The organism is Arthrobacter sp. D3-18, assembly GCF_054408525.1.
The window spans coordinates 4,603,816-4,629,794 of sequence record NZ_CP096440.1 but is presented as its reverse complement, the minus strand read 5'-3'; the positions used below and the strand labels follow the sequence as shown (position 1 = coordinate 4,629,794).

Annotated in this window: 23 protein-coding genes and 1 tRNA gene; 11 read left to right on the top strand and 13 right to left on the bottom strand. The window is 62.3% G+C overall.

Going from position 1 to position 25,979, the window contains the following annotated elements; genetic code table 11:
* Window position 1 precedes the first annotated feature (1 nt).
* From M1D89_RS23785 to M1D89_RS23760, 6 genes are read right to left on the bottom strand one after another with little or no spacing between them, the layout of a single operon-like run.
* Window positions 2–1,843 (bottom strand): protein kinase domain-containing protein, encoded by a 1,842-nt coding sequence (locus M1D89_RS23785; RefSeq protein WP_498647549.1) that lies wholly within the window; start codon window positions 1,841–1,843, stop codon window positions 2–4.
* A complete protein-coding gene (locus tag M1D89_RS23780) occupies window positions 1,840–3,297 on the bottom strand; it encodes a penicillin-binding transpeptidase domain-containing protein (protein ID WP_498647547.1) in 1,458 nt (485 codons plus the stop codon). Before M1D89_RS23780 ends, M1D89_RS23785 begins: the two co-directional genes overlap by 4 nt.
* Window positions 3,294–4,724: an FtsW/RodA/SpoVE family cell cycle protein gene (locus M1D89_RS23775; RefSeq protein ID WP_498647545.1), complete on the bottom strand. Its 1,431-nt coding sequence runs from the start codon at window positions 4,722–4,724 to the stop codon at window positions 3,294–3,296. The genes M1D89_RS23780 and M1D89_RS23775 overlap by 4 nt, the downstream gene beginning before the upstream one ends.
* Complete coding sequence (locus M1D89_RS23770; RefSeq protein ID WP_498647543.1) at window positions 4,721–6,421, bottom strand: PP2C family protein-serine/threonine phosphatase; 1,701 nt, start codon at window positions 6,419–6,421, stop codon at window positions 4,721–4,723. The genes M1D89_RS23775 and M1D89_RS23770 overlap by 4 nt, the downstream gene beginning before the upstream one ends.
* 3 nt (window positions 6,422–6,424) lie before the next feature.
* On the bottom strand, window positions 6,425–6,904 hold the full coding sequence (locus tag M1D89_RS23765; RefSeq protein WP_024818875.1) for an FHA domain-containing protein FhaB/FipA: 480 nt from the start codon (window positions 6,902–6,904) through the stop codon (window positions 6,425–6,427).
* Between the two features lie 5 nt (window positions 6,905–6,909).
* Window positions 6,910–7,659 (bottom strand): FHA domain-containing protein, encoded by a 750-nt coding sequence (locus tag M1D89_RS23760; protein WP_091464318.1) that lies wholly within the window; start codon window positions 7,657–7,659, stop codon window positions 6,910–6,912.
* A 375-nt stretch (window positions 7,660–8,034) separates the two neighbouring features.
* On the opposite strand from M1D89_RS23760, the gene M1D89_RS23755 reads away from it, so the two are divergent.
* Window positions 8,035–8,117: transfer RNA gene (locus tag M1D89_RS23755), tRNA-Leu, on the top strand.
* Between the two features lie 135 nt (window positions 8,118–8,252).
* Here M1D89_RS23755 and M1D89_RS23750 read toward each other — a convergent pair.
* Window positions 8,253–8,951, bottom strand: a complete 699-nt coding sequence (locus M1D89_RS23750; RefSeq protein WP_498647540.1) for a FadR/GntR family transcriptional regulator — start codon at window positions 8,949–8,951, stop codon at window positions 8,253–8,255.
* 10 nt (window positions 8,952–8,961) lie between these two features.
* Window positions 8,962–10,089 (bottom strand): L-talarate/galactarate dehydratase, encoded by a 1,128-nt coding sequence (locus tag M1D89_RS23745; protein ID WP_498647537.1) that lies wholly within the window; start codon window positions 10,087–10,089, stop codon window positions 8,962–8,964.
* A gap of 145 nt (window positions 10,090–10,234) precedes the next feature.
* On the opposite strand from M1D89_RS23745, the gene M1D89_RS23740 reads away from it, so the two are divergent.
* Window positions 10,235–10,945 carry a hypothetical protein gene (locus tag M1D89_RS23740; RefSeq protein WP_498647535.1) on the top strand — a complete coding sequence of 237 codons (711 nt, stop codon included), beginning with the start codon at window positions 10,235–10,237 and terminating at the stop codon, window positions 10,943–10,945.
* Between the two features lie 7 nt (window positions 10,946–10,952).
* Here the strand turns inward: M1D89_RS23740 and M1D89_RS23735 are convergent, their stop codons facing one another.
* Window positions 10,953–11,681 (bottom strand): TetR/AcrR family transcriptional regulator, encoded by a 729-nt coding sequence (locus M1D89_RS23735; protein WP_498647533.1) that lies wholly within the window; start codon window positions 11,679–11,681, stop codon window positions 10,953–10,955.
* 55 nt (window positions 11,682–11,736) lie between these two features.
* On the opposite strand from M1D89_RS23735, the gene M1D89_RS23730 reads away from it, so the two are divergent.
* From M1D89_RS23730 to M1D89_RS23720, 3 genes are all read left to right on the top strand, one after another.
* On the top strand, window positions 11,737–13,164 hold the full coding sequence (locus M1D89_RS23730; protein WP_498647531.1) for a flavin monoamine oxidase family protein: 1,428 nt from the start codon (window positions 11,737–11,739) through the stop codon (window positions 13,162–13,164).
* An 85-nt stretch (window positions 13,165–13,249) separates the two neighbouring features.
* Window positions 13,250–14,140, top strand: coding sequence for a universal stress protein (locus M1D89_RS23725; RefSeq protein ID WP_498647529.1), 891 nt, complete (start codon window positions 13,250–13,252; stop codon window positions 14,138–14,140).
* A gap of 23 nt (window positions 14,141–14,163) precedes the next feature.
* Window positions 14,164–15,669, top strand: a complete 1,506-nt coding sequence (locus M1D89_RS23720; protein WP_498647528.1) for an APC family permease — start codon at window positions 14,164–14,166, stop codon at window positions 15,667–15,669.
* A gap of 61 nt (window positions 15,670–15,730) precedes the next feature.
* Here the strand turns inward: M1D89_RS23720 and M1D89_RS23715 are convergent, their stop codons facing one another.
* Window positions 15,731–16,294 (bottom strand): hypothetical protein, encoded by a 564-nt coding sequence (locus M1D89_RS23715; RefSeq protein ID WP_498647527.1) that lies wholly within the window; start codon window positions 16,292–16,294, stop codon window positions 15,731–15,733.
* Window positions 16,295–16,461: 167 nt separating this feature from the next.
* Between M1D89_RS23715 and M1D89_RS23710 the strand changes: the two genes are divergently transcribed.
* Window positions 16,462–16,845 (top strand): VOC family protein, encoded by a 384-nt coding sequence (locus M1D89_RS23710; RefSeq protein ID WP_498647526.1) that lies wholly within the window; start codon window positions 16,462–16,464, stop codon window positions 16,843–16,845.
* Window positions 16,846–16,899: 54 nt separating this feature from the next.
* Here the strand turns inward: M1D89_RS23710 and M1D89_RS23705 are convergent, their stop codons facing one another.
* Entirely contained in the window at window positions 16,900–17,349 is a 450-nt protein-coding gene (locus M1D89_RS23705) for a DUF5997 family protein (RefSeq protein ID WP_062072297.1), read from the bottom strand.
* 33 nt (window positions 17,350–17,382) lie between these two features.
* On the opposite strand from M1D89_RS23705, the gene M1D89_RS23700 reads away from it, so the two are divergent.
* On the top strand, window positions 17,383–18,108 hold the full coding sequence (locus M1D89_RS23700) for a LysR family substrate-binding domain-containing protein (protein WP_498647523.1): 726 nt from the start codon (window positions 17,383–17,385) through the stop codon (window positions 18,106–18,108).
* Here the strand turns inward: M1D89_RS23700 and M1D89_RS23695 are convergent, their stop codons facing one another.
* On the bottom strand, window positions 18,109–18,807 hold the full coding sequence (locus M1D89_RS23695) for a GntR family transcriptional regulator (RefSeq protein ID WP_498647521.1): 699 nt from the start codon (window positions 18,805–18,807) through the stop codon (window positions 18,109–18,111). It abuts the gene before it with no gap.
* A gap of 109 nt (window positions 18,808–18,916) precedes the next feature.
* Here M1D89_RS23695 and M1D89_RS23690 point away from each other — a divergent pair, with 109 nt between their 5' ends.
* From M1D89_RS23690 to M1D89_RS23675, 4 genes are read left to right on the top strand one after another with little or no spacing between them, the layout of a single operon-like run.
* Entirely contained in the window at window positions 18,917–19,675 is a 759-nt protein-coding gene (locus tag M1D89_RS23690; RefSeq protein WP_498647520.1) for a LamB/YcsF family protein, read from the top strand.
* Between the two features lie 46 nt (window positions 19,676–19,721).
* Window positions 19,722–21,071: an MFS transporter gene (locus tag M1D89_RS23685; protein WP_498647519.1), complete on the top strand. Its 1,350-nt coding sequence runs from the start codon at window positions 19,722–19,724 to the stop codon at window positions 21,069–21,071.
* A 6-nt stretch (window positions 21,072–21,077) separates the two neighbouring features.
* A complete protein-coding gene (locus M1D89_RS23680) occupies window positions 21,078–22,763 on the top strand; it encodes a 5-oxoprolinase subunit B/C family protein (RefSeq protein WP_498647517.1) in 1,686 nt (561 codons plus the stop codon).
* A gap of 7 nt (window positions 22,764–22,770) precedes the next feature.
* Window positions 22,771–24,534, top strand: coding sequence for an acetyl/propionyl/methylcrotonyl-CoA carboxylase subunit alpha (locus M1D89_RS23675; RefSeq protein ID WP_498647515.1), 1,764 nt, complete (start codon window positions 22,771–22,773; stop codon window positions 24,532–24,534).
* Between the two features lie 78 nt (window positions 24,535–24,612).
* Here the strand turns inward: M1D89_RS23675 and M1D89_RS23670 are convergent, their stop codons facing one another.
* The gene (locus M1D89_RS23670) at window positions 24,613–25,866 is read right to left on the bottom strand and encodes a D-arabinono-1,4-lactone oxidase (protein ID WP_498647513.1); all 1,254 of its coding nucleotides are present in this window, start codon (window positions 25,864–25,866) and stop codon (window positions 24,613–24,615) included.
* Window positions 25,867–25,979 lie beyond the last annotated feature (113 nt).

Genomic DNA, 25,979 nt, shown 5'->3' with positions numbered 1-25,979 from the left:
CTTAGTCGCTCGGGCTGCCGGAGCCGCTGGGGGTGGCACTCGACGAGCCCGGATCAACCGGAACCAGGGCCTTGGACAGGTAATAAGTGACCGTTGATCCTGCGGGTACCTGGGTTCCAGCTGCCGGCGAGGAACGGACGAACGTTCCCGGCTGCTGGCCGATGGCACCGTTCACGGGTTCTCCTGCAACCCACAAAAGACCGGCTCCTTCGATTGCCTGTCGAATCCGCGATTCGTCAACCCCTACTCCGATGGCGGGGACAGCCACCAGCTGGGGGCCCTTTGAGTAGGTGACGGTGATGGTTTCGCCAGGCTCGCGAGGGCCGGTGGGGTTGAGAGTCGTGACGATCCCTGCCTCGGCTGTGTCGTCGAAGACCTCCTGGCCATCCACTCCGAAGCCCAATGCACGAAGTTGCGCGCTGACCGTCTCGAACTGCTGGCCCACGTACTCCTCCGGGATGATGTTGATCTTCTGGGGAACCGACTGCGATGGCTGGGGTGCCTCAGAGGTCTCCGTCGGCCGCGGCGAGGGCGTAGCTGAAGTGGAAGTAGGACTCGCGCTCCGGCTGGGGCTCGTGGTGGTTGTCTCGATGGGCGCGGGGCTGGGCGCGAAGAAACCCGACTGCGAAATCAGGAAACCAACCAAAGCAAACAGCACCAGCAGAATCAAGGCAACCAGGGGCCAGGTCCACGGACTGCGCTTTTTGCGTTCCGGCTCAGGATCGTCGAAGTTCTCTTCTTCGGTGTAGACCACTTCGTCGTCGTTGAGCTGACGCTCGGCCTCCAGCGCGTTTGCGCGCGTCAGGGGGTTAGCAGAAGACGCGGCGGCGGCTCCAAGAGCAGCCCCGGCTGCCCCGGCGCCGAGCACGGGCAGTGCGGACGTCGCCGTCGTCGACTGTTCCTTGCCGTAAGGCGAGCTAACGACGCCGGTGGGTGCCGTTGCCGTGTCGACCGGCGCCGTGATGGGGCCGGTATTGGATTCGAACAGCAGCATTCCGGGGACGGCGGCGTGGGCGGTGGCGATGTCACCGTTGCGGATGGCTTCCGCGGCTTCGGCCAGTTTGATGGCGTTGGCCGGACGGTTTTTGGGATCCTTGGCCAACATGGACATGAGCAGTGCCCGCACGGGGGTGGGCAGCGTCTCCGGAAGGGGCGGCGGCGCGTCATTCACCTGCGCCAGGGCAATGGCGATCTGAGATTCACCGGAGAACGGACGGTGGCCGGTGAGGCACTCGTAGCCGATGACGCCGAGCGAATAGATGTCTGAAGAACCCGTAGCGGTCTGGCCCGTCGCCTGCTCCGGTGCCAAATACTGGGCGGTGCCCATGACCTGGCCGGTCTGTGTGAGCGGCACCTGGTCTGCCAACCTGGCAATGCCGAAGTCGGTGACCTTGACGCGGTTGTCCGGCGTGATCAGCAGGTTACCCGGCTTGATATCGCGGTGGACGAGGCCCTGCGCGTGCGCAACGGCAAGAGCGCGGGCTGTCTGCGAGATGATGGAGAGCGTCATGTCCGGCGAGAGCACCTGCTCACGCTCGAGGATGCCGCTCAAGGGGTGTCCGGGAACGAGCTCCATGACCAGGTAGGCTGAACCGGCTTCCTCGCCGTAATCGAAGACGTTGGCGATGCCCACGTGGTTGAGGAGGGCGGTGTGACGCGCCTCGGCACGGAAGCGCTGTAGGAACCCGGGGTCACCCGTGTATTCCTCCTTAAGCACCTTGATGGCAACGATCCGGCCGAGGATCTGGTCCTTGGCCTTCCAGACCTCGCCCATGCCGCCAATCGCAATGCGACTGGTCAGCTGGAACCTGCCGCCGAGTGTGATTCCCGAAGTAGGCCTCACTTATTCAACACCGCCTCAAAAATCTTCTTTGCGTTCGGACTGGTTAGCTGGGCCCCGGTTTGCACGTCCACACTCTCCATGACAATGGTGACGGCTACTTGCGGGTCGTTTGCCGGGGCGAACCCGGTAAACCATGAGTTGTTCAAACCTGAGTCACCGAGCTCGGCTGTGCCGGTCTTGCCGGCCACTTTGACGCCGGGAACGGCTGCGCCCCTGGCGATTCCGTTATCCACGGCGCTGGTCATCCACTCGGTGATTTGGCTCGCGATGGGCTGCGTGGTGCTGGTGCGGAGCGCCTCAGGCTTGGGTTCGTTGATGACGCGCAGATCGGGTGCACGGATGGCCTCAACCAGGTTGGGCTTCATCTGCACCCCGCCATTGGCGATGGCCGCTGTCATCATGTTGATCTGCAGCGGAGTGGCCTTGACGTCGCGCTGGCCCACCGATGACTGCGCGAGCTGGGCCTGGTCGAGGTCCTCGGGGAAGACACTGGTGGCTTGCTGGAGCTTGAGCTGATCGCCGAAGTCCTGACCGAAGCCGAACTTTTGCGCTTGCTCCCGGATGGCATCCTGGCCGAGGTCAAGTGCGATGCTCGCGAACGGCGTGTTGCACGACTGCTCCAAAGCGAACGCGAAGGACGCTGTTTCGCGGACGTTGCAGTTACCGCCGGCATAGTTGGGCAGGCTGGCACTGCTTCCGGGCAATGGCAGGCTGCTGGGATTCGGCAGCTCGCTGTCCTTGTTGTACTTGCCCGAGTTCAGCGCAGCCGCGGTATCAATGAGTTTGAAGACCGATCCTGGCGAGAGCAGGTTACCCGTAGGGCCGCTGACGCTTTGGTTCAGGTTGATGCCGGGAATCTCGAGCAGCTGCGCGTAATTAGCATCAGCGGTTGTTTTGTCATGGGTGGCAATCAAGTTGGGATCGTACGTTGGCTTGGAAGCCATAGCCAGGATGGCGCCGGTCTTGGGGTTGGTGACCACAATGGAGCCGCGCTGGCCCTCAGGAATCAGATCCATGGCCAACTGCTGGAGGGATGGATCCAAGGTCAATTCAACGGATGCGCCCTTAGGCTCTTTGCCGAGGAACATCTGACTCATACGATCCAGGAACAGCTGATCAGAGTTTCCTGCCAGGGTTTCTCCCATGGACTGTTCCAGGCCGCTTGAACCGAAGAACTTGGAGAAGTATCCGGTGATTCCGGCATACAACTCAGGCTGGTTGTACTTGCGCTGGAAGGCGCAGGACTCAGTACCTGGGACCGACTCAACTACCGGCTTGCCAGCCACAATAATGGAGCCACGTTCATTACAGAATGACGCCAGAACGGCGCGTTGGTTCCAAGGGTTGGCATTAAGGTCATCAGCACCAATCACCTGAACATAGCTGATGGCGCCGAAAATCAACGCAAACATGGCGACGGCAGCCATCCAGCTGCTGCGAATAGCCTGGTTCATTGGTGCTTCACCGCCTCCGTTGGTGCGCTGGGTGTCTGGCCTGTGGCCGGTTTACGTGTTCCCGGAGTGCTACTGCTTGCCGGAGGCTTGTTGACCATGGGAGTGGTGTCCACTGGGCCGCGTGCCGTGTTGGAAATCATGAGCAGCAGGCCAACGATTATCCAGTTGGCCAGAAGCGAGGAACCACCAGCGGCAAGGAACGGAGTAGTGAGGCCGGTCAAAGGGATGAGCCGGGTAACGCCTCCGATGACCACAAAGCACTGCAAGGCAATCGCAAAGGACAAACCACATGCCAGGAGCTTTCCGAAGGCATCGCGGGTGCCCAAGGCTGCACGGAAGCCTCGAGTGAAGAGCAGCAGATAAAGCATCACCACGGCGAAGAGGCCGATGAGGCCCAGCTCCTCGCCGATGAGGGCAACGATCATGTCGCTATTGGCGAAGGGCACCAGATCCGGCCGGCCCTGGCCAAGGCCGGTGCCAACCAGTCCGCCGTCGGCCATTCCGAACAAGCCCTCTACGATCTGCCCGCTACCTCCGGGAGATCTGCCGAAGACCTCCGGTGTAAACGCATTGATCCAGCTGTCTATGCGGAACGCCACGTGGGAAAAGATCTGGGAGGCAATGAAGCCGCCGCCCAGAATGAGGAGCAGTCCGATGACCACCCACGAGATCCGGCTGGTGGCCACGTAGATCATCACGATGAACAGGCCGAAGAAGAGGATGGAAGATCCAAGGTCACGCTGGAAGACGAGAACACCAATGCTCACGAGCCAGGCCGTGATCATGGGGCCAAGGTCCTTGAACCGTGGGAACTGCATGGGGCCGATCTTTCGGCCAGCCAACAGAATCAGGTCCCGGTTGGAGGATAGATACCCGGCAAAGAATATGGCGAGAGTGATTTTGGCGATTTCACCGGGCTGGAACGTCATGGGACCTACTCGGATCCAGACGCGCGCACCCAGGATTTCGCCAGCGGAGATGCCTGGAATCAAGGGAAGGACCAGGAGGAAGGCACTGACCGCCAAGGAGATGTATGTAAAACGGCGAAGAATGCGGTGGTCCTTGAGGAACCAAATCACTGCGATGGAGACCGCCATGGCGATGAGTGTCCACCGCAGTTGGTTGTTTCCAGTATCGTCCGCGGGGCCGTCCATACGGTGAATCAGGGCAAGCCCGAGGCCGTTGAGAGCTACCACGATCGGAAGTATTACTGGATCGGCATATTTAGCCCGGAGCCTGAGCACCACATGGAACGCGAAAGCAGCAACCGCCAGGAGGCTCGACTGGAACCAGAAGTCGCTATCCAGCCCGACTTCCGAGTTGATGCTCACCAACGCACTTGCGCCGATGCCTACGGCAAGGGCCAGGACGATGAGAACCAGCTCGACATTCCGGCGTGGTTTGGGTGCTATCTCAGTCTGCATCATTTGGCCGCCTCACAGGGAGTCGGGACGGGTGAAGGTGTGGGGCTGGCAACGGCAGCCGTGCTGGGTATGGGCACAGTGGCTGACGGCGTGGGCGTCGGGGTAGCCGATCCCGAAGCTGTGGCCGGTGGGGTGCTCGGGCAGTTGGCTGAAGCGCTGCCCGTGTTCCTCAGGTTCTCCACAATGCCCTGTGCACTGTCGAGGTCACCCGCCGGAACTGTTTGGCGTACGCTCTGCTGGCCGTATTCCGGCAATGAATCCACCCTGATATCGGTAACGGCTTCGAGCCGCGAGAGCTGAATGGGTCCGAGCCTCTGAGAGATCCCGTTGAAGATGGCGACCCGCTGATCGTACTCACCTATGTAATAGCGCGTCTGCGTCCAGGCATAGCCAAGCCACAGGCCAACCACCACGCCCAGGACAACCACGGCCGCAACGGCAGGCATCAGCCAACGCACGCGGCGACGTGCTGGCTCTTCGATCTCAATGCGGTCTTGCTCAGCTTTATGCGTGAGGACCGTTGCTGCCCTGCGTGCGACAGTACGGCCCGCCACGGTGGGAATGGAGCCCGTTTCAGCTGCCGTGGCTGCAGCGCCAACTAGTTCGTGGGGGCGGCTGGCCAACTCCTCGCGCAGCACTTCAGCCGAGAGGTGCTCACCCAAATGGGGGTCGGTAGTGGTGGGGGGCTCTGTGGACTCGTCTGACGATGCAGCCTCGTCCTCTTTGTCGTCCGGATCTCCCGCACTAAACGATGATCCAGCATCGGCATCCCGCGCGGCTTTGGCGTGGGACTCGGCTTTGGCGCCCTCTGCCGCTTTGTCCGCAGCCAGGTCGTCGGCGGACTTGGTGGCTGTGACTGCCTCCGGCTCGTCAACAGCGGCAAGCGCTGCTGCCGGAACGACGTCGACGGCGGCGGTGTTGACGTCGTCGTCGGTCTCCTCCGAGATCTCCAACATCACCACGGTGACGTTGTCCGGGGCGCCGGCTTCCAGCGTCAGATCCACCAGGATCTCAGCACATTCGCGCAGGTCCTTCGTCTCGCGGACCATGCGCTCCACCACGTGGCCGGCTACATAGTTGAGCCCGTCGGAGCACAGCAGCCAGCGTTCGCCCGGTTCGACGTCCAGGACATCCAAGTCCAGCTCGGGGCTGGCGTCGACGTCGCCGAGGACCCGCATGAGGACGTTCTTGTGCGGATGCGTTTCCGCTTCCTCCGGGCGGAGGCGGCCTTCGTCAATAAGGCGCTGCACGAATGTGTGGTCAATGCTGACCTGCTCGAACTTCTTGTTGCGCAACCGGTAGGCACGGGAATCGCCAATGTGGGCGAAATGAAGCTTGCGGCCCTCCAGGAGCAGCGCCGTGACCGTGGTGCCCATGCCCGAAAGCTTGGGATTCTGGTGGACAAGCTCGGAGAGCAGCGAATTTGCGGTCTGGATCTCGTCGGCCAGGACGGTGTCCGCGCCCTCAGGGTAATCGTCATGATCAAGGTGGATCATGTCCAGGACCGTTGACGCGGAAGCGACATCACCGCCGGCGTGACCGCCCATGCCATCGGCCACCACTGCAAGATGGCGGCCCACATAAGCGGAGTCGTCATTCTTGGAGCGGATCCGTCCGACGTCGGAACGCGCGGCGTAGCGCATGATGAGCGGGCGCTCCGCAGGCTTTTCCTGGCCTTTGGGGGTCTCGGAAGAAGCCATGGACTACGGCCTCAATTCAATGACCGTCTTGCCGATTCTCACGGGGACGCCAAGCTCAACCGGCAAAGCGCGGGTGAGCTGTTGATCGGCCAGGTAGGTGCCGTTAGTGGAGCCGAGGTCTTCGATAAACCAGCGGCTGCCCTGCGGGAATAGACGCGCATGCCGCCCGGAAGCGTAATCATCTTCCAGGACAAGCGTGGCTTCCTGTGCGCGGCCGAGCAGGATGGGGCTGGCAGCCAGGGGAACCGTGGTGCCCTTGAGAGGGCCCTCCGTGACTACCAGTGTGCGCGCATGCTGGATTGCAGGCGGCGGAGAAGCTGCGAGCTCAGGGTGCTTGCGCACTTCGCGTGCGGTGGGAACGCCAGTTACGGCCTTGCGGCCAATCTGGAAGTCGCGGCGCATGGTGGTCACAATGCTGAAGATCAGGACCCACAACAGTAGGAGGAACCCGAAGCGAAGCGCTGTGATGGTCAGTTCGCTGATGTCGTTCACGCGTGGCCACCCGGGGTTTGGGGGAGTAGGCGGAAAATGATCTTGGTACGTCCCATCGTGATGGTTGAGCCGTCTGTCAGCTCCACGCTGCCGTTCACTTTATGCCCGTTGACGTAACTGCCATTAGTGGAGCCGAGATCAACAGCCCAGGTACCGCCGTTCTCCGTGCGGACCTCAAGGTGTTTCCGTGAAACGCCTGTGTCGTCTACAAGGATGTCGGCTTCCGATGAGCGGCCCAGCACCACTGAGTGGGCGTTGAGGGAATACCGCTGGCCACCAATGTCCAGCACGGGCTGGAGGCGGGTAGGTTGCCGTGCCGGGGCAGCAGGAACATGGGCACGTGGAGCTTGTGGAGCAGGGGCCGCGTCATCGGACGATTTTTCGGTCCGGGAGTTGATTTCGAAATGTCCTGCGCGTTCTTCGTCATTGCGCCGGAACGAAATGCGGACAGCGCCTTGGAGCGTGTAACCCTGGCTGCGGACGTGCTGGATTACGACGTCGCACAGTTCCTCGGCGAGCGGTGTTCCCCATTCCTGGGCCCGGGCGAAGTCTTCATCGCTGAGGAGGACATCAAAAACATTGGGAGCGAGTGTCCGCCCGGCTGCGATAGTGATGGACTTGTTGTCCAACTCGCGCCTCAGCTTGCTTGCGATCTCCACTGGCTCAACACGTGCCCGCGACCCCGTGGAGAAGACGTTGCGGACGGCCTTTTCAATGCCGCGCTCGACTTTGTCCAGCAAACCCATGGTCCTTCTCCTTTCCTTGCCGCGGCACCCATTGTGCCTGGTCCGATAGTCCGTGCATTGCTCCGTCTGCGCACACGGCGAAGTACGCGCCTGACGGCCCTTCCACTTCCCGATACTACTGGGACTGACTGGGAATGGCCTTAATCCACAACGCCTTGCGACCCGGAAAAGTTCGTTCCCGGCCCTTGTTGGCGCGGGAGGCGGGGGCTGAAATTTTCGTCTGGTTCCGGTGTTGTTGGGGTGCTGTCGGGCTGTGCGGGGCCTCGTCCTACCGGCCGATTGGTGTTTTGCTCTGGATGTCCGTTATGCTTGATCTCGCTGCTTTTGAAGGAAACGAAGCTGGGAGACCAGCCGAAGTCCGGAAAAAGAAGTTGCGCGCGAGTGGCGGAACGGCAGACGCGCTGGCTTCAGGTGCCAGTATCCGAAAGGGTGTGGGGGTTCAAATCCCCCCTCGCGCACGCAATTGAAAGAGCCCCGGTCTTAGGATCGGGGCTCTTTTGTTTTGTCCGCACCCAAGTAGGTAGCAGTTGAGGTCGTTCCCAGCGCTGAGAACGACCTCAACTGCGACCTACTTGGGCCGGGCGGGCGGGAGGTCAGTTGCCTGCGGAACCCGTGAACCGGCGTCGTGAATTGCTCAGGTGCAGGCGCATGGCGGCCGCGGCAGCCACTGGGTCGCCCTCCGCGATTGCTGCGTATATAGAGGAGTGTTCGTGGACCACTTGCTCGAAGCGTCCTCGGGAATCCTGCTCATCGCCCGAAACGAGGCGTGGGCGGGGCATGGTGATCATGGTTTGGCCCAGGGCTGAGATGCAGTCCGTATAGAAGGGGTTGCCGGTGGCCGCCGCGACAGCCCGGTGGAACTCGAAATCGGCCTTCATTGAATGGGCCGGGTGGCCTGAGCTCGCAACGAACTGCTCCAAGGCGCCGTGCACGGCCTTCAGTTGGTGTTCTGTATGGTTTCGTGCGGCAAGTGCTGCGGCTTCGGTCTCGACGCCGATCCGGAAGTCGAGCATCTGCAGCCGCTCTTCCACGCTGCCAACGGCCCGCGTTCCTGGTGCAGGCGTAGGTCCGTCCGCGGGCGGGGTCAGTGCGAAGCTGCCCCGTCCGCGTTCGGTTTCCACAAGTCCCTCGGCCTGCAAACGGGTGAGGGCGGAACGGACAACGGTCCGGCTCACCCCGAACTCGCTGATGAGGGTGTTTTCGCTGGGGAGCTTCTCACCTGGCTGGATGACGCCGTCGACGATGCGGTTGCGAAGGTCGGCGGCGAGATCCGCGGTCAGGTTTCGGCTCATGGGTTCAAGATTACGCGCCGAATTCCACGGATTCGGTGGTCCACTCCCTGGCCTGATCGCTCAAAGTGACACCCAATCCAGGGCGGTCCGGAACGATCATGCGGCCATTCTTGGTTTCCAGGCGCTCCTCGAACAGCAGGTCCAGCCAGTCGAAGTGCTCCACCCAAGGCTCGCGCGGATAGGCCGCGGCGAGGTGCAGGTGGATTTCCATGGCAAAGTGCGGGGCGAGGCCCAGCCCTCTCTCATCTGCCAACGCCGCGAGGCGCAGGAACTGGGTGATGCCGCCAACGCGGGGAGCATCGGGTTGGATGATGTCGCAGCTGTTGGCATCGATGAGGCCCTTGTGCTCCGCGACGGACGCCAGCATTTCACCGGTGGCGATGGGCGTGTCCAGGACCTGGGCAAGGTGCGCATGGCCTTCGAAGTCATACGCGTCCAGTGGTTCTTCGATCCAGATGAGGTTGAATTCTTCAAGCTGGCGGCCCATGCGCAAGGCAGTGGCGCGGTCCCATTGCTGATTCGCGTCCACCATGAGGGGGACGTCCCAGCCGATGTGCTCTCGAACTCCGGTGACGCGGCGGAGATCTTCCTTGGAGTCGGGCAGGCCGACCTTGATTTTGATTCCGCCAATCCCCTCGTCGATGGACCGCGTGGCGCGTTCCTTGACCTCATCCAAACTTGCGTTGAGGAAGCCACCGGACGTGTTGTAGGTCTGGACCGAGTCGCGGTAAGAGCCCAGGAGCTTGGCAAGGGGGAGCCCGGCGCGCTTGGCCTTGAGGTCGTAGAGGGCAATGTCTAGTGCGGCCAGGGCTTGCGTTGCTACACCGGAGCGCCCCACGGAGGCGCCGGCCCAGAGAAGCTTGGTGTAAATCTTGCCGATGTCGTTGGGGTCCTCGCCGATGATGCCTTCTGCGACCTCCTTGGCATGGGCATATTGAGCGGGTCCGCCGGCACGCTTTGAGTAACTGAAGCCGATGCCGCTGTGGCCCTGTTCTGTAGTGATCTCAGCGAACAGGAACAGCACTTCGGTCATGGGCTTTTGCCGGCCGGTGAAGACTTTGGCGTCGCTGATGGGCACAGTGAGGGGCAACCTTGCCGTGGATAGCTTGACATGACGGATGAGATCTACGGTGCTCATGGTTCTCCTAGTGGGTACGGCATCCTTGCCTGCCACTTAGGATACAAGTTTAGAACTTGTACTACAAGAGTGTTTCCCGCTAGAAGACTTGGAGCGCGCGGCTCACGTTGGGCGCGAACTCCGCCTGTCCTCGTAGACTTCCCATGTGTCAGAACGAAAAATAGGACAAAGAGTGGCCGGCTATCACAAGGATTTGCGGGGCAGGCGTCCCTTGGGCGGGAACGCCATCCCGGGTAAAGCCCGGAAGAGCCTGAAAGCAGCCCTTGGCGCCCTCACGCTAGCCCTTGCCCTGGCCGGCTGCTCGGGGGTGGTGTCGGGCAATCAAGCGACCGCACCGGATGCCGGCGAGTTCGACACCCTGACGTCCGATGGGGCCGAACGTATAACGTCACAGGGGACCGCGAAGCTGGATATGACAAAGGGGAAACTCGAAAAGGAGGCCGTGGGTCTACCTGCGGACGCTGCGAAAGGCCCCCTGATCTTTGCTCAGGACGGCCGCGAGATTCAGATCAGCATCGCCGGTCCCAAAGGAACCGTGTCTGGAAACTCTGACACCCTCAAATTTGTAACGGACCCCGCGCGTTCAGACTTTAAGGAGGTCACTTTCTACCACCGGTTCGACACCTGGGAGGACCTGGAAAAGGACGTCCGTGACGGGGTTTCCCGTTACGGGTTGGACGCCGATGACGCAGAATATTGGCTCCAAAACGTCAAGAAGACCAGCAGTCCAGTCGATCTGTTCAAGCACAGGTTGGGTCCAGGCACGTCTACTGGATTGGCGGTCACCTACGACATTGTCTACGACTTTCCGGACCCATCCGTCATAAGCATCCGCGTCGGCCCCCTGGAAGGCTGAGTACGCGTTAGTCAGAAACGCCTTGTCGTAGCGCCCCGAACCCTGCAATCAGGGCCTCCAGTCCCAAGTTGAACGCGACATCAGTCGGCCGAGCGTGCTCCTCGGCGGCCAGCCGGTCCACGGCGGCGGTGAAGTTGGGGACCTGCTCGGCGAGGCTGCCGGCGTCGAAGATGTCCTCCGGCGCGGTGACGTCATAAGCGGCACCGAAAACGAACGCCTCCAAAGCCACAATCGCCGAGATGATCTTTTCTTCAGGGAACCCGGCATCGCGGAAGCCCGCAGTCACGGCCTCGTACATCGCCAAGGTTTTGGGGGCATTTGCCACGGGAAGCACTGCAATCACGGGTATCAGCGGCGTATGCTCCGAGAATACGTCTCGGTAGGACCACGCCCAACGACGCACTGCAACATCCCATGGGTCCGAGCCGAAAGCGGAGACATCCACCATCGCCGCCAAGTGGTCTTCCACCAGCAGTAATACGTCGTCCTTGGAGGCCACGTGGTTGTACAGCGCAGACGGCGCGACGCCAAGGGAGCGAGCCAGGGCAGCCATGGTGAGTCCGTTGTAACCCTTGTTGCTGATCAACTCGAGCGCCGCCGTCGTAATCCCGTCCTGGTCCAGGATCGCCGCCGTCGGTCGACCGGCGCGACGGCGTACGGAGCCGGCCGGGAGGGCGGAAGGGGCGGGCGTTGGTGCGGGCATCGGAGGCCTTTCTGCTGCCTGTGTCCCCAGCATTATTCCATCGGGCCTTCACAGTGGGCGTCTCCAACGCTACTATGGAGATAAATGAATGGCATTCATTTATTGGTCAGCCACCACGGACGGCCACGGAGAGGACATCATGCAAAATCTTGATCGCGACGTTGTGATCGTCGGTGCCGGACCGTCAGGGCTGACGGCGGCACGCGAACTGAAGAAGGCCGGACTCAGCGTTGCAGTGCTCGAAGCACGCGACCGAGTGGGCGGCCGCACCTGGACCGACACCATCGACGGCGCCATGCTGGAGATCGGCGGCCAGTGGGTATCCCCGGACCAGACAGTGCTCATGGAGTTGCTGGACGAACTCGGACTGAAAATGTACTCGCGCTACCGGGAAGGCGAGTCCGTCTACATCGGCGCCGACGGCAAACGCACCCAGTACACCGGTGACACGTTCCCGGTGAACGAAACAACGAAGGCCGAGATGGATAAGCTTGTTGCCATCTTGGACGGTCTCGCCGCCGAGATCGGCCCCACCGAGCCCTGGGCGCACCCCAAGGCACGCGAGCTGGACACCATCTCCTTCCACCACTGGCTCCGCCAGAACTCCAACGATGAGGAAGCCTGCAACAACATCGGCCTCTTCATCGCCGGTGGCATGCTGACCAAGCCCGCACACGCCTTCTCAGCACTGCAGGCAGTGCTCATGGCCGCATCGGCCGGATCCTTCACCCACCTGACGGACGAAGACTTCATCCTGGACAAGCGCGTCATCGGCGGTATGCAGCAGGTTTCGCTGCTGCAGGCAGCGGAGCTGGGTGACGACGTCGTACTCAACAGCCCGGTTCGCACCATCAAGTGGGACGACAACAACGTAACTGTCGTGTCGGAGAAGGCAACCGTCAATGCGCGCTACGTGATCATGGCAGTACCGCCGAACCTCTACTCCCGCGTCTCGTTCGAACCCCCGCTGCCGCGCCGCCAGCACCAGATGCACCAGCACCAGTCGCTGGGCCTCGTCATCAAGGTCCATGCCGTTTACGACACGCCGTTCTGGCGCGAAGAAGGACTCTCCGGGACGGGCTTCAGCGCAGGCGCGCTGGTCCAGGAGGTCTACGACAACACCAACCACGGCGACACTCGAGGCACCCTGGTGGGCTTCGTATCCGACGAAAAGGCCGACGCCGTATTCGAGCTCAGCGCTGAAGACCGCAAGAAAGCCATCCTCGAGTCCATTGCCGGATTCCTTGGCGACAAGGCACTCACCCCGGAGGTCTATTACGAGTCCGACTGGGGCTCCGAAGAATGGACCCGCGGCGCCTACGCATCCAGCTACGACCTCGGCGGCCTGCACCGCTACGGCAAGGACCAGCACGCGAACGTGGGACCGATCTACTGGTCCTCGTCCGACCTCGCGGCCGAGGGCTACCAGCACGTTGATGGTGCCGTCCGCATGGGCCAGGCAACTGCCGCCCGAATCGTCGAGGCCAACAAGCTGGCTCCGGTACCGGTCGCTTAAGGCATTCAGCACCGCACCGGCAGGCTGGGGGAGCACCATTCCCCGGCCTGCCGGCTCCACTGTTTAAGACAAGAAAGGGACCACCATGCGTTACGTAGTGGGCTACACCGCCAACGCGAGGGGGCACGACGCCGTCCACCTTGCGGTCGCGCTGGCCAGGAACCACGATGTCAGCCTGGACCTGGTCCTGGTGATCCCGGAAGATTCGCCGTTCAACGCCGTCTACCCTCCTGAGGCCGGCTACAACGACATCCTCAATGAGCAGGCGCAGCGATGGCTGGATGAAGGCCTCGCACTGGTGCCGGCGGACGTCACCGCCCGCGCCCACATCCGACGCGGTGACTCCGAAGCTCAGACACTGATCGATGTTGCCGTGGAGATGGATGCGGCGGCCTTGGTGATTGGTGCCACCAACGGTGGCCTGTTCAAGCGGTTCACAATCGGCTCTGTGGCCAGTTCACTGCTCCACTCGTCGCCGGTTCCGGTAGCTCTGGCCCCCCACGGTTACCAGCGCATGGAGCCGATCACGCGTTTGAGCTGCGGTTTCGGGACGCGCCCGGGCGCTGATGAACTGCTCGACGTCGCCGTCGAGTCCGCGCGCGACCGTGGCCTTCCGTTGCGGCTCGTCTCCCTCTTGGCGCTCGACGGCGGTTACTCACCTGGGTTGGCCGACGCTGCCTGGGTGCATGCCGCCGACCACCTTGCCGCCGACCGGCTTGCCGCCGACCGGCTTGCCGCCGTCGGAGGTTCTGCTGCGGAGACGCCGGAACCTGAGATCGTGGTCGCTCAGGGCCGCACCATTGAAGAAGCCGTTGACCGACTCGACTGGGAAGATGGCGAAATCCTGCTGATCGGCTCCAGCCGCCTGGCCCAGCACCGGGTCACCTTCCTGGGGAGCACCGCCAACCGGATCCTGCGTGCCCTCCCCGTTCCCATGATCGTGGTCCCCCGCGACTACACGCGACAAAGCTCCTAGCAATCGCCTGAGAGGCAAAACCCATGTCAACTGCACCAAAGACGGTCCAGTCGAAAGAAACATCGTCCCTGAGTGAAAAGGGGCTGAAAGCCGGATCGGTGGGCCTGATCGGCGCCGTCGTGATTGGTGTTTCCTGCATCGCGCCCGCGTATACGCTGACAGCGGCCCTTGGCCCCACCGTGTCCGAGGTTGGCGTGCACCTTCCCGCTATCTTCCTGGTGGGCTTCATCCCCATGCTGCTGGTGGCGCTCGGCTACCGCGAACTGAACAACGCAATGCCCGACGCCGGTACCTCCTTCACGTGGGCCACGCGCGCCTTCGGTCCGTGGATCGGTTGGATGGGTGGCTGGGGGCTGATCGCGGCAACGATCATCGTGTTGTCCAACCTTGCCGCCGTCGCTGTGGACTTCTTCTACCTGATGCTCGCGCAGATTTTCAGCAACCCGGAGTTGGGGGAGCTCAGCAAAATCCTGCCCCTGAACATTGCCACAACCCTGGTGTTCATTGCCTTGGCTTGCTGGATTTCGTACCGCGGCATGGAGACCACCAAGGGCGTCCAGTACGTGCTGGTGGCCTTCCAGCTGCTGGTGCTGGGCTGGTTCGCAGTATCAGCGTTCGTCCACGTATCAAACGGCACTGCTTTCGACGCCACCGCCATTTCGCCCGACTGGTTCAACCCGTTTGCCGTGGACTCCTTCTCCTCGTTCGCCGCGGGTGTGTCGCTCTCGATCTTCATTTACTGGGGGTGGGACGTCACCCTCACCATGAACGAGGAGACGAAGAACCCCGAGAAGACCCCGGGCCGTGCAGCGACCATCACTGTGCTGGTCATCGTGATCATCTACATGACCGTTGCCTTGGCTACGCTGTCCTTCGCGGGCGTGGGCGAGACCGGTTTGGGCGCCGGCAACCCCGAGAACCAGTCCAGTATCTTCGCCGTGCTGGCCGGTCCTGTGATGGGTCCGTTCGCAATCCTCATGTCGCTGGCCATCCTGAGCAGCTCGGCGGCGTCCTTGCAGTCGACGTTCGTATCACCGGCGCGCACCATGCTGGCCATGGGTCACTACCGCGCCATCTCGCCGCGCTTTGGCCGTATCAGCCCCACCTACAAGTCCCCCAGCTTCGCGACGATCGCGGCTGCGATCGCTGCCGCTGGTTTCTACGTGATCACCCGGACTGTGTCCGAGAACGCGCTGTGGGACACCATCACCGCCTTGGGCATGATGATCTGCTTCTACTACGGCATCACCGCTCTGGCCTGCGTCTGGTTCTTCCGGGCATCGGCGTTTAGTGGCGTCCGTCCGTTCTTCTTCAAGTTCCTGGCACCTTTATTGGGAGGCGTGATCCTGCTGGTCATGTTCGTCAAGACGGCCATGGATTCGATGGACCCGGAGTATGGCTCGGGCTCGTCCGTTGGCGGCGTGGGCTTGGTGTTCGTGCTGGGAATGGGCGTGATCCTGCTCGGCGTGGTGGTCATGTTGGTCATGTACCGGTTGCGTCCCGAGTTCTTCAAGGGCAAGGTTTTGTAGTTTCCTCCCTGCCGAGGTGGCATTTAATGCCCATGTTGTTGAGTGAGATTGGCGTTAAGCGTCATCTGGGCGAGGGCAGGGCGGCCGTTGGGACGCCTGCTGCCCGTTCGGCGGCTGCCAAAGCTTCCGCGAGTCGCTCGACGGCGGCACGGTAGTCAGTTCCTGCTGTCACCTTGCAGTACTCGGCCTCGCGCATGGCCCGCGTGAGTGCTGCTGTTTCGGCAGTCCTGACGTCCGTCATCGCCGGAAAATCGATGGCCCGCGCAGGATCGAGCTCGTATTGGCTCCACTGTTCCAGAATGTTTCTGTGGCGGGCTGCGTCGTCCGGGAAACCAGCACGACGGCGCGGCTCAGCTGCGTGGATCCGCTCCACTTTGCGGATGCTTGCCAGTGTTCCTGCCGCTGTGGCGATGCCGACGAAAACCATGATGAGCCCGGCCGGGGCCCATTGCACTGCAGGGACGAGAATGGCGGGCGCTATGACAACGAGGCCCCCGAACAAGTCCCAAAAGAGCCCGTCCGGCTCCGGGCCGCGGCCGTGCGTCAGTTTCCTGTGTAGGACATATGTGGTTGCTGCGGTTGCGAGAACCAGAGCTACGCCCCACAGGAGCATCATGGCGGGCATCGGACCACCTCCAGGCGAATTCGCTGCTTTGAATTCAGTATGCGGCAGTGTCTGCTTGGGCGACACCTTCCACGGGACAATTCATCACCGCGCGCGCAGGTGAATTGTCCGGATGCGGGTGTCCTCTGCCCGGGACACTGTCGGAGCCGGGGCGTAGCCTTGGCAGCATGAGACTGAAAATGTGCAGCATCCACGTCAAGGACCCCGCAGCAGCCCATGTCTTCTACACGGAGACACTGGGCTTCGAGACCTTGATGGCCATGCCGGAGTACAACCTGTTCATCATCAAGGATCCCGGCGCGGACAACAGCAATTCGCCTGGGCTGCTGCTAGAGCCCAGCGACAACCCCATCGCCTCGAACTACATGAACGCCCTGCATGAGTCCGGCCTGGCAGCCATCACCTTCGGCGTGCCCGATGTCCAGGCCGAGTACGAGCGTTTGCTTGCCGCGGGTGTGACGTTCCAAGGTGAACCCTCCGAGGATCCTTCAGGCGTCAGCGCAGTTTTTGACGACGGTTGCGGCAACTTCATTCAGATTCACCAGGATTAGCCGCGCTTAAACAGCTGTGGCCGGGACACTGGTCCCGGCCACAGTTAGTGAAACCTACGCGTGATCGCGCTTGGAGGTCTTCGGAGCATCACGCTTCGCAGCGGCGTTGTCCCGGGCTTCCTTCGTGGCGGCCTTCTTGGCAGCTTCGTCCTTGACGCGCTGCGCTTCGGAGCGGACAGCAGCGTGTGTGGCGCGTTCGGTGACCAGCCACTGCGGCGGTGCCTGCAGCAGCTCGGTGATTTCCGCCGTCGTGAGCGCATCCTCTACGCCGCCGCGGGCGAGGCCGCTGATGGAGATGTTGAGCTTGTGCGCGACTACCGGGCGCGGGTGGGGGCCGTTGCGGCGCAGTTCGGCGAGCCACTCCGGCGGGTTGGCCTGAAGTTCGGCGAATTCCTCGCGGGAGATGGACGAATCCTGGAACTCCTGGGGTGTTGCGGGCAGGTAGATGCCGAGTTTCTTGGCAACTGTTGCCGGCTTCATGGACTGGGAGTTCGAGGACGTCATGCTTCAAGGGTATCTGGCCGGTACTGTGAGTGTGTGCCAGACGCTGAAGATTCCGCCGAAACAACCGAACCCCTTGCAGGCCTCCGCTTCGCCTATGTTGCCGGTGTGACTCCTGGGAAATGGATCCGGCGGTGGGAAGAACGGATGCCCAACTTCCCGTTGCACTCATTCATGTCCGACGACGCCGCTCAGGTTTCGGTGTTGCGTGACGGTTCCGCTGACCTCAGCTTCGTTCGGTTGCCCGTGGACCGCGAAGGCCTGAACGTTATCCCTTTGTATGAAGAGCAACCCGTGGTGGTCGCTCCCAAAGGACACGAGATTTCGGTGTTTGAGGAAGTTGCACTGGACGACCTCGCCGAGGAGAACTTCCTAGATATTGACGAAATGGGCGGGCCGGACATGGCCCTCCAGGTGGTCGCATCCGGCGCCGGGTTGGCGATCCTGCCGATGTCCGTTGCGCGGCACCTGAACGTGAACGACACGGTCATGCGTCGTCTGACAGGGGCTCCGGGGACGCAGATCGGCCTGGCTTGGCTGGTTGGAACCGACAGCCCGGTGATCGAAGAATTCATTGGGATCGTGCGTGGGCGGACAGCTCAGAGCTCCCGCCAGCCTTCAGCCCAGCAGGAAAAGCCCAAGAAGGCACCGAAGCCTGATCGTCGTGGCGGTGGCCCAAAGAAGCCCGCAGTTGCGCAGCGCTACGCCCCGAATCCAGACAAGGGCCGGGGCAAGGGTTCTCGCAAGAAGGGCAAACGCTGATTACTCGCCGTGGATAGCGGTTTGCTGCTGCTCTGACCGGTTGAGGTAGGCAAGGAGCAAGTCGCCGGCCCTCTCCAGCTCGCCGACTTCCAAAGCCGAGCAGATCTGCTCATTCTCCTTCAGCCAGTCGCTGTAGAAGTGGGCGTTCATGGTGGCTTTGTGGAAGTAGAGCCGCATCTCGGCCAGGATCTGCGCCATGATCGTGTTCAACCGGTTGCTCTCGGCGAGGGCGACGATGGCACCGTGGAAATGTTGGTTAGCGCTGCCCAGGCCTTCATTGTCGTTGGCCGCAGCTGCCCGCTTACCTTCTTCGACGGCGGCCCTGACGGCGGCGATACGCTCCGAAGAACCGCCCGCCCGGATAGAGCTGACCTCGATGGCCCGACGAACCGTATAAACGTCGTGAATGTCGCCTGCTTCGAGGGTGGCTACAAAAACGCCCTTATTGGGCTGGCGGAGAAGCAGCCGCTCCCCGGCCAGCTCGGCGAATGCTTCGCGGACCGTGTTCCGGGAGACGCCCAGGTCCTCAGCAATGGTGGCTTCGGTCAGTTTGGCGCCCGGGACCAGGAAACCTTCGGCAAGTTGGTAACGCAGCTCTTCGGCCACCCTCTCGGCAACGGAGGGAACTTTCATCCGTACCCGGGCCCGTGCGCTATTAAGGCCTGCATGTTCGTCTTTTCCTTGATCTGCACTGGCCATGACACCAAAAATACACGATTGCCGAAAACTAGGATCGCTGGATCGTTGAACAATCCAGCGAAAGGGTGCATGCTGGATGTAACGCGCATCACGAGGTAGGGATCACATCATGGCAATCATCGATTTGAACAGCGACGTCGGCGAGTCCTTCGGGCGCTGGACGCTCGGCGATGACACTGCCATGTTCGAGTCCGTCTCCAGTGCAAACGTTGCTTGCGGATTCCATGCTGGCGACCCCAGCGTCATCCGCAGCACCTGCGAAAAGGCGGCCAAGGCCGGCGTCGTTATAGGCGCCCATGTTGGTTACCGCGACCTCGCTGGATTCGGCCGCCGCTTCATGGACATTGACCCCCTCGAACTGGCTGATGACGTGGTTTATCAGATCGGCGCGCTGCAGGCGTTGGCGGGCATTACGGGTGGCAGCGTCCAGTACGTAAAACCCCACGGCGGCCTCTACAACGCGATCGTCAAGCACACAGCCCAGGCTCGTGCTGTGGTTGATGCTGTGAAATCGGTTGACCCCAACCTTCCGATTCTTGGCCTTCCCGGCTCCGAAGTCCTGCGCCTCGCGGAGGAAGCCGGCCTTCGGGGCGTTTCCGAAGCATTCGCGGATCGCGCTTACAACCCGGATGGAACGCTCGTCCCGCGCTCCAAAGCGGGCGCCGTATTGCACGATCCAGCCGAAGTAGCAGAGCACGTCCTGCGAATGGCCACCGAACAAGCCGTCAGAACCATTGACGGTTCCGTCCTAAAAATCCGCGCAGAGAGTATCTGCGTGCATGGTGACTCACCCGGGGCCGTCGCGATGGCCACCGCTGTGAAGTCTGCTCTGAGCGACGCCGGCGTTGGAGTCGGCTCGTTCCTCTAGCCCGCCTGGGCTCCCCGCACCATCCCTCATCCCCCCGGAGGACATCATGACCAGCACCAACAATGCACCCAAGGCAGCGACAAGGAAGCCGCCGCCCGGTGCCATCAAGGCGTACGTCGCCAGCCTCACCGGCACGTCGCTTGAGTACTACGACTTCGCCATATATTCGGTGGCCTCGGCCCTCGTGTTCCCCAAAATCTTCTTCCCGGGCAATGACGAATTCGTCGCGTTGCTGCTCTCCTTCTCAGCCTTTGCGGTTGGTTACCTGGCCCGACCGATTGGTGGCGTCATCTTCGGCCGCCTGGGCGACAAGATCGGCCGTAAGTACGTGCTGGTCTTCACCCTCGTGCTGATCGGCGTCGCGACGGTCCTCATTGGGGCGCTGCCTGACTACTCAGTGATCGGCGTCGCGGCCCCCACCATTCTTGTGCTGCTGCGATTGGCACAGGGCATCGGCGTGGGCGGCGAATGGGGTGGCGCGGTGCTGCTTTCCAGCGAATTCGGTGACCCGAACAAGCGCGGCTTCTGGTCCTCTGCAGCCCAGATCGGCCCGCCCGCCGGCAACCTCATGGCCAACGGTGTTCTTGCCATTCTTGCCGCTTCCCTCAGCGAAGAGGCCTTCCTCTCATGGGGCTGGCGCGTAGCCTTCCTGGCCTCCGCACTTTTGGTGGTCTTCGGCCTGATCATCCGGCTCAAGCTCGAAGAAACTCCTGTATTCAAGGCCATTCAGGCCCACGGAGATCGTCCCAAAGCTCCCATCAAAGAAGTCTTCACCACCCAGCCCAAGGCCTTGGTGGCAGCAGCGCTGTCACGTGTTTGCCCGGATATCCTCTACGCCCTGTTCACAGTGTTCGTCGCTGTTTATGCCACCAAGGAACTGGGCATGACCACCGGCAACGTCCTGTCCGCCATCCTGATCGGCTCGGCTTTCCAGCTGTTCCTGATCCCGGCGGCAGGTGCACTGACGGACCGCTTCAACCGTCGCTGGGTCTACGGCATCGCGGCAGCAGCTACCGCCGCCTATATCCCCCTGTTCTTCCTGATGATTCAGGGCAAGTCCGTCGCCATGCTGACCATCGGTACCGTCATTGGCTTGGCACTCCACGCCTTCATGTATGGCCCGCAGGCCGCCTTTATCACCGAGCAGTTCCCGGCCCGCCTTCGCTACGCCGGCAGCTCCTTGGCATATACCCTGGCCGGTGTTATCGGTGGAGCCGTTGCTCCCATCATCTTCACAGCGCTCTACGGTGCCGCTGGCGGCGGCTGGTCCCTGATCGCCGTTTACATCCTCATAGCAGCTGTTGTCACGATCGTGGGCATGCTCCTCGGTCGCGACCCCAAGCCGGAAGAAGACGTCCGTTTGATGCAGGGGACGCACGCTCAGCCGGCGGCGTAGCGAAAGATGGAAACCGTGATGCAAACCACCACCGCGAAAAGGGTTCGCTCGGTCAGGCCCGTTGGCACCCGTGCAGTCCTGGCCGAACTGGACAGCCTGCAGGATGTCCTCGCCCTGCAGGACATGCTCAACAAAGCCCCGCTCCCCGGCCAGGTGGACGTTCTGGCCGCCGCGGAAACTGTCATGGTGGTCGGCGAGTCGGCGGCTGCAACCCGTGCCATTGGCGCACGGCTCCTGGAGTTGGAGCTTGCTCCACTGATCGCCAGCGACTCCGGTCTTGTGGTCATCGATACGGTGTACGACGGTGACGACCTCGCCGATGTTGCTGAGCTGACCGGACTGAGCGTGGACGGCGTCGTAGCGGCCCACACCGGACAGGTTTGGACAGTGGCCTTTGCCGGCTTCGCACCCGGCTTTGGCTACATGGTGGGCGAGAATGAGGCCCTTACGGTTCCACGACGCTCCTCCCCACGTACAGCTGTTCCCGCGGGATCCGTAGCTCTCGGTGGACAATACTCCGCCGTCTACCCTCGGCGCTCCCCGGGCGGTTGGCAGCTGATCGGCCGGACCGGGGCCCGAATGTGGGACTTGGACCGGCCCCAGCCTTCCTTGGTTCGTCCAGGGGACCGGGTGCAGTACCGCGCAGTCCGCGAGGTTGTGACGGCTCAATCACCATCGAGCGGTGACGCCCCGGCGCGTGAACCGGAAAAGGAGCATCACGTTGAGTCCGGTTTTCGGATTCTCAACCCGGGCGCGCAGAGCCTGATCCAGGATCTCGGCCGCCGAGGCTACGGGCCACTGGGAGTCTCTGCTGCCGGTGCGCTGGACAGGGCATCGCTGCGGCGGGCCAATCGGCTGGTCGGAAACGCGTCTTCGGCTGCGGCGATCGAATCCGTCAATGGCGGGCTCACGGTGGAAGCCTTGGGCGACCAGGTAGTTGCTGTGACAGGGGCGCCGACGACGCTGACCATCGAGTCGCCGTCGTGGTTTGATTCCGACGGCGAGTCCGACGATGGCGACATCCAGCCGGGCGCTACGCGAACCGCCCCGATGGCCGCACCTTTCGCATTGCTCGACGGCGAAGTACTCACCTTGGGTGCTCCGGAGTCGGGGTTCCGGAACTATGTGGCAATCCGTGGCGGAGTGGATGTCCCGGAGGTGCTGGGTAGTCGCTCGGCGGACACGATGTCCGGAATCGGGCCGGCCCCCTTGGTAATCAGGCAGGTCCTCCCAGTGGGTGGCGCTACAGAGTCCACAGCGGTTGGTAGCCCCGAATTGCAACCTGACTTCCCGGGTGGGGGAGTCGCGGTGCTGGATGTCATCCCCGGACCCCGTGCTGACTGGTTTGATCAGAAAGCGCTCGATTCCCTCTGCGGCCAGGAATGGCTGGTCACTCCCCAATCCAACCGTGTAGGCATGCGGCTGGACGGCACCCCGCTGAAGCGCACGCGGGAAGGCGAACTTCCCAGCGAGGGCACCATGGCCGGAGCGCTCCAGATTCCACCTGCGGGACTGCCCGTCCTCTTCCTGGCGGATCACCCCATCACAGGTGGTTATCCGGTGATCGGCGTAGTGCGCGACGAACACCTTGATCTCGCCGCGCAGGTCCCCATCGGCGGAAAGATCCGCTTCCGGCTCGTGCCGGATTCCTCAGACTTCACCACGACTTATACGAAGACCCCAGAGAAGTGAGTATTTGATGCGCAAGGTCCTGATAGCGAACCGTGGCGAAATTGCTGTCCGCGTCGCCCGAGCCTGCGACGACGCCGGAATCCTGTCTGTCGCCGTTTACGCAGACATCGATGCCGACGCAATGCACGTTGGTGCTGCTGATGAAGCCTTCAGCCTGGGCGGAAATTCGCCGGCTGACACCTACTTAAACATCGGGAAGCTGCTTGCCGTTGCCATGGAGTCCGGGGCAGACGCTGTCCACCCCGGGTATGGATTCCTTTCCGAGAACGCGGACTTTGCGCAAGCAGTGCTCGACGCCGGACTTGAGTGGATCGGTCCATCACCGGAGTCGATACGTCAGTTGGGCAACAAGATCACCGCCCGCGAAATCGCCGTCCGCGCCGGAGCACCGTTGGTTGCCGGCAGCGACGGTCCTGTCTCTTCTGCTGTGGAAGCTCGGGCCTTCGCTGAGGAACATGGACTTCCGCTGGCCATCAAGGCTGCGTTTGGTGGAGGTGGCCGCGGCCTGAAGGTAGTACGCGAGCTCGCAGAGGTGGAAGAGGCCTTCGATTCTGCAGTCCGGGAAGCTGTGGCTGCCTTTGGTCGTGGCGAGTGCTTCGTGGAGCAGTACCTTGACCGGCCTCGGCATGTGGAGGCTCAGATCATCGCGGACAAGCTCGGCAACGTCGTTGTGGTGGGCACCCGCGACTGCTCTCTCCAACGCCGCCACCAGAAGCTCGTGGAAGAGGCTCCCGCACCCTTCCTCAGTGACACGCAATGCCAGCAAATTTACGACGGCGCCAAGTCCATTGTGCGTGAAGCCGGCTACTACGGTGCCGGAACCGTGGAGTTTCTGGTCTCCGCCGACGGAGCCGTGGCGTTCCTTGAGGTCAACACCCGCCTGCAGGTTGAGCACCCCATCACTGAGGAGACTTCCGGGATCGACCTCGTCCAAGAGCAGTTCCGAATTGCTGCCGGCCTTCCGCTGAGCATCACTGAAGATCCCTTGGCTCGTGGACACTCCTTCGAGTTCCGCATCAATGCCGAGGACGTGGGCCGCGGCTTCCTGCCCTCGCCGGGGACCGTGGCCTTGTTCGAGGCACCTACGGGTCCGGGAATCCGCGTGGATACCGGAGTCCGGTCCGGCTCGTTTGTGGCGCCGCAGTTCGACTCCCTGCTGGCCAAGTTGATCGTCACAGGAGCTGACCGGCAGCAGGCTCTTCGTCGCGCGCGGCGTGCGCTGGCTGAAATCAATATCACCGGCCTCGCGACAGTCCTGCCGTTCCACCGCGCGGTCCTCGAGTCCGAGGATTTCACGTCCGTTGCCGGAATGCGGGTTCACACCCGGTGGATCGAGACCGACTTCGCAGACCAGATCCCCGTGGATCCCGAATACAACGTGGTTGCCCCGGAAGGGGAGCGACGAACCATCACCATTGACGTCGACGGCAAGCGGCTCGCAGTAGGACTTCCCGCGGCCCTTCTAGACGGTTGGGCTCGTTCGGGGCAGGGCATTCCTGCTTTTACTACGCCGACCGAAACGACGGGTTCTCTCATCGACTCCGGCGACTCTCCCGCAGAATCCGCCCTCGTCTCCAGCATGGCCGGGACCGTAGTGAAGTGGCTGGTGGAACCCGGCGCTGACGTAGCAGCCGGGGATCCTTTGGTGGTCCTGGAGGCCATGAAGATGGAAACCCAGGTCTCGGCACACCGTACAGGCACTCTCTCCGAGGTGTTGTCAGAGCCCGGCGGTGTGGTCACTGCCGGCGCTGTGCTGGCTCATATCGAGTAGCAGCAGTAGCCCGTGGCCAACCCGCTATTCCGTCGCTGGGCAGCAACGGGATAGCGGGGCAGCAACGGAGGAGTGGAGCTAGGCGTGCGTTGCCGCAGAGATGCCCAGCACGCTGTCCAGCAGCTCATTACGGAACTTGCCTGTTGGATCATTGGCTTGAACCAAGGCTCGGAAGTCCTCGAACCGCGGGTAGAGTGCCGCGAAGTCGTAATGGCCGAGCGTGAACAGTTTGCCCCAGTGTGGGCGCGCGCCGAAGAGCCGTAGGGCGTCCTCGAGCTCCGGGAGCACAGCTTCTACCTCGGCCTGCAGCGGCTTCCACGTGAAGTGGAGTGCCACGCTTTGCTGCTGGTAGAACGGGCTAAGCCAGAACTCATCAGCGGCCACGGTGCGGATTTCGGAGACGAACAGGAGCGGTGCGAGCTTGTCGGCCAGTCCCCGGACAGCCTGCAGCGCGGCCGGCGCCTGCCCCAGGGGCAGGAGGAACTCGCTTTGCAGCTCCTCGCCGTTGCTTGGCGTAAATTCATGGCGGAAGTGCGGCAAACGGTCAAGCCACTTGCCAGCCACATCCAGTTGCTCGGTGCAGTTCTCCGCAGACATGTCCGGCAGGGGATGCATGGCGGCCGCCGCAGCGGTTGCCCCAAACAAGTCAGGCAATGGAGCTTCAGTGTCCAGTGCCTTCAGCCAGACCTGGGGAATGGTGTCGCCGGTGTAATCGGTGAAGAAGCTGACGCTGTAAGCACTCGAAGCGATGTCCTGGAAATTCGCCAATGCGCGCTCCCAGGACAAGTTGATGAGTACTCGCTGCCGTACCTCGTAGCTTGGCCGGACCGCGAGCTCCAGCCCTGTGACAATGCCAAGCGCGCCCATTCCCACCACGCTGGCGAGGAATTCGTCGTCGTCCGCCGTGAGGGTCACCAGCTCGCCGGAGGCGCGCACCAGGTCAACACTAACGACGGCGGAAGCCAGGGAGGGGTTGTTGACGCCGCTGCCGTGCGTGCCGGTTTGGATGGCACCCGCAACGGAGATGTGCGGAAGGGAAGCGAGGTTGTGGATGGCATAGCCCTGTTCCTCAAGCGCGCGGCCCAGGGCCCCGTAGCTGATGCCACCGCTGACTTTAACGGTGCCCCGCGCGGCGTCCAGCACAACTTCCTGGGGAAGGGCGTCGAGCAGGAGGTGGGTGCCGTCGGTGTCGGCAACGGTGTTGAAGGAGTGCCGGGAACCCAGGGCTTTGATCCGCGTCGCCTGAGCTACTAGCTCGCGCAGCTGCTCCACAGTGGTGGGCCGCTGGACGTCCGCTGACGAGTACTCAAGATTTCCTGCCCAGTTCTTCATCGAATATCTCCCGCTTGTATTTGTAGACTCCCGCAATTGTTAACGTTCACAACTAATTGCGTCAAGGGGAGTCCACCGCGGTTGCGGATAGAGTTCAAGAAATCCGCTGTCTA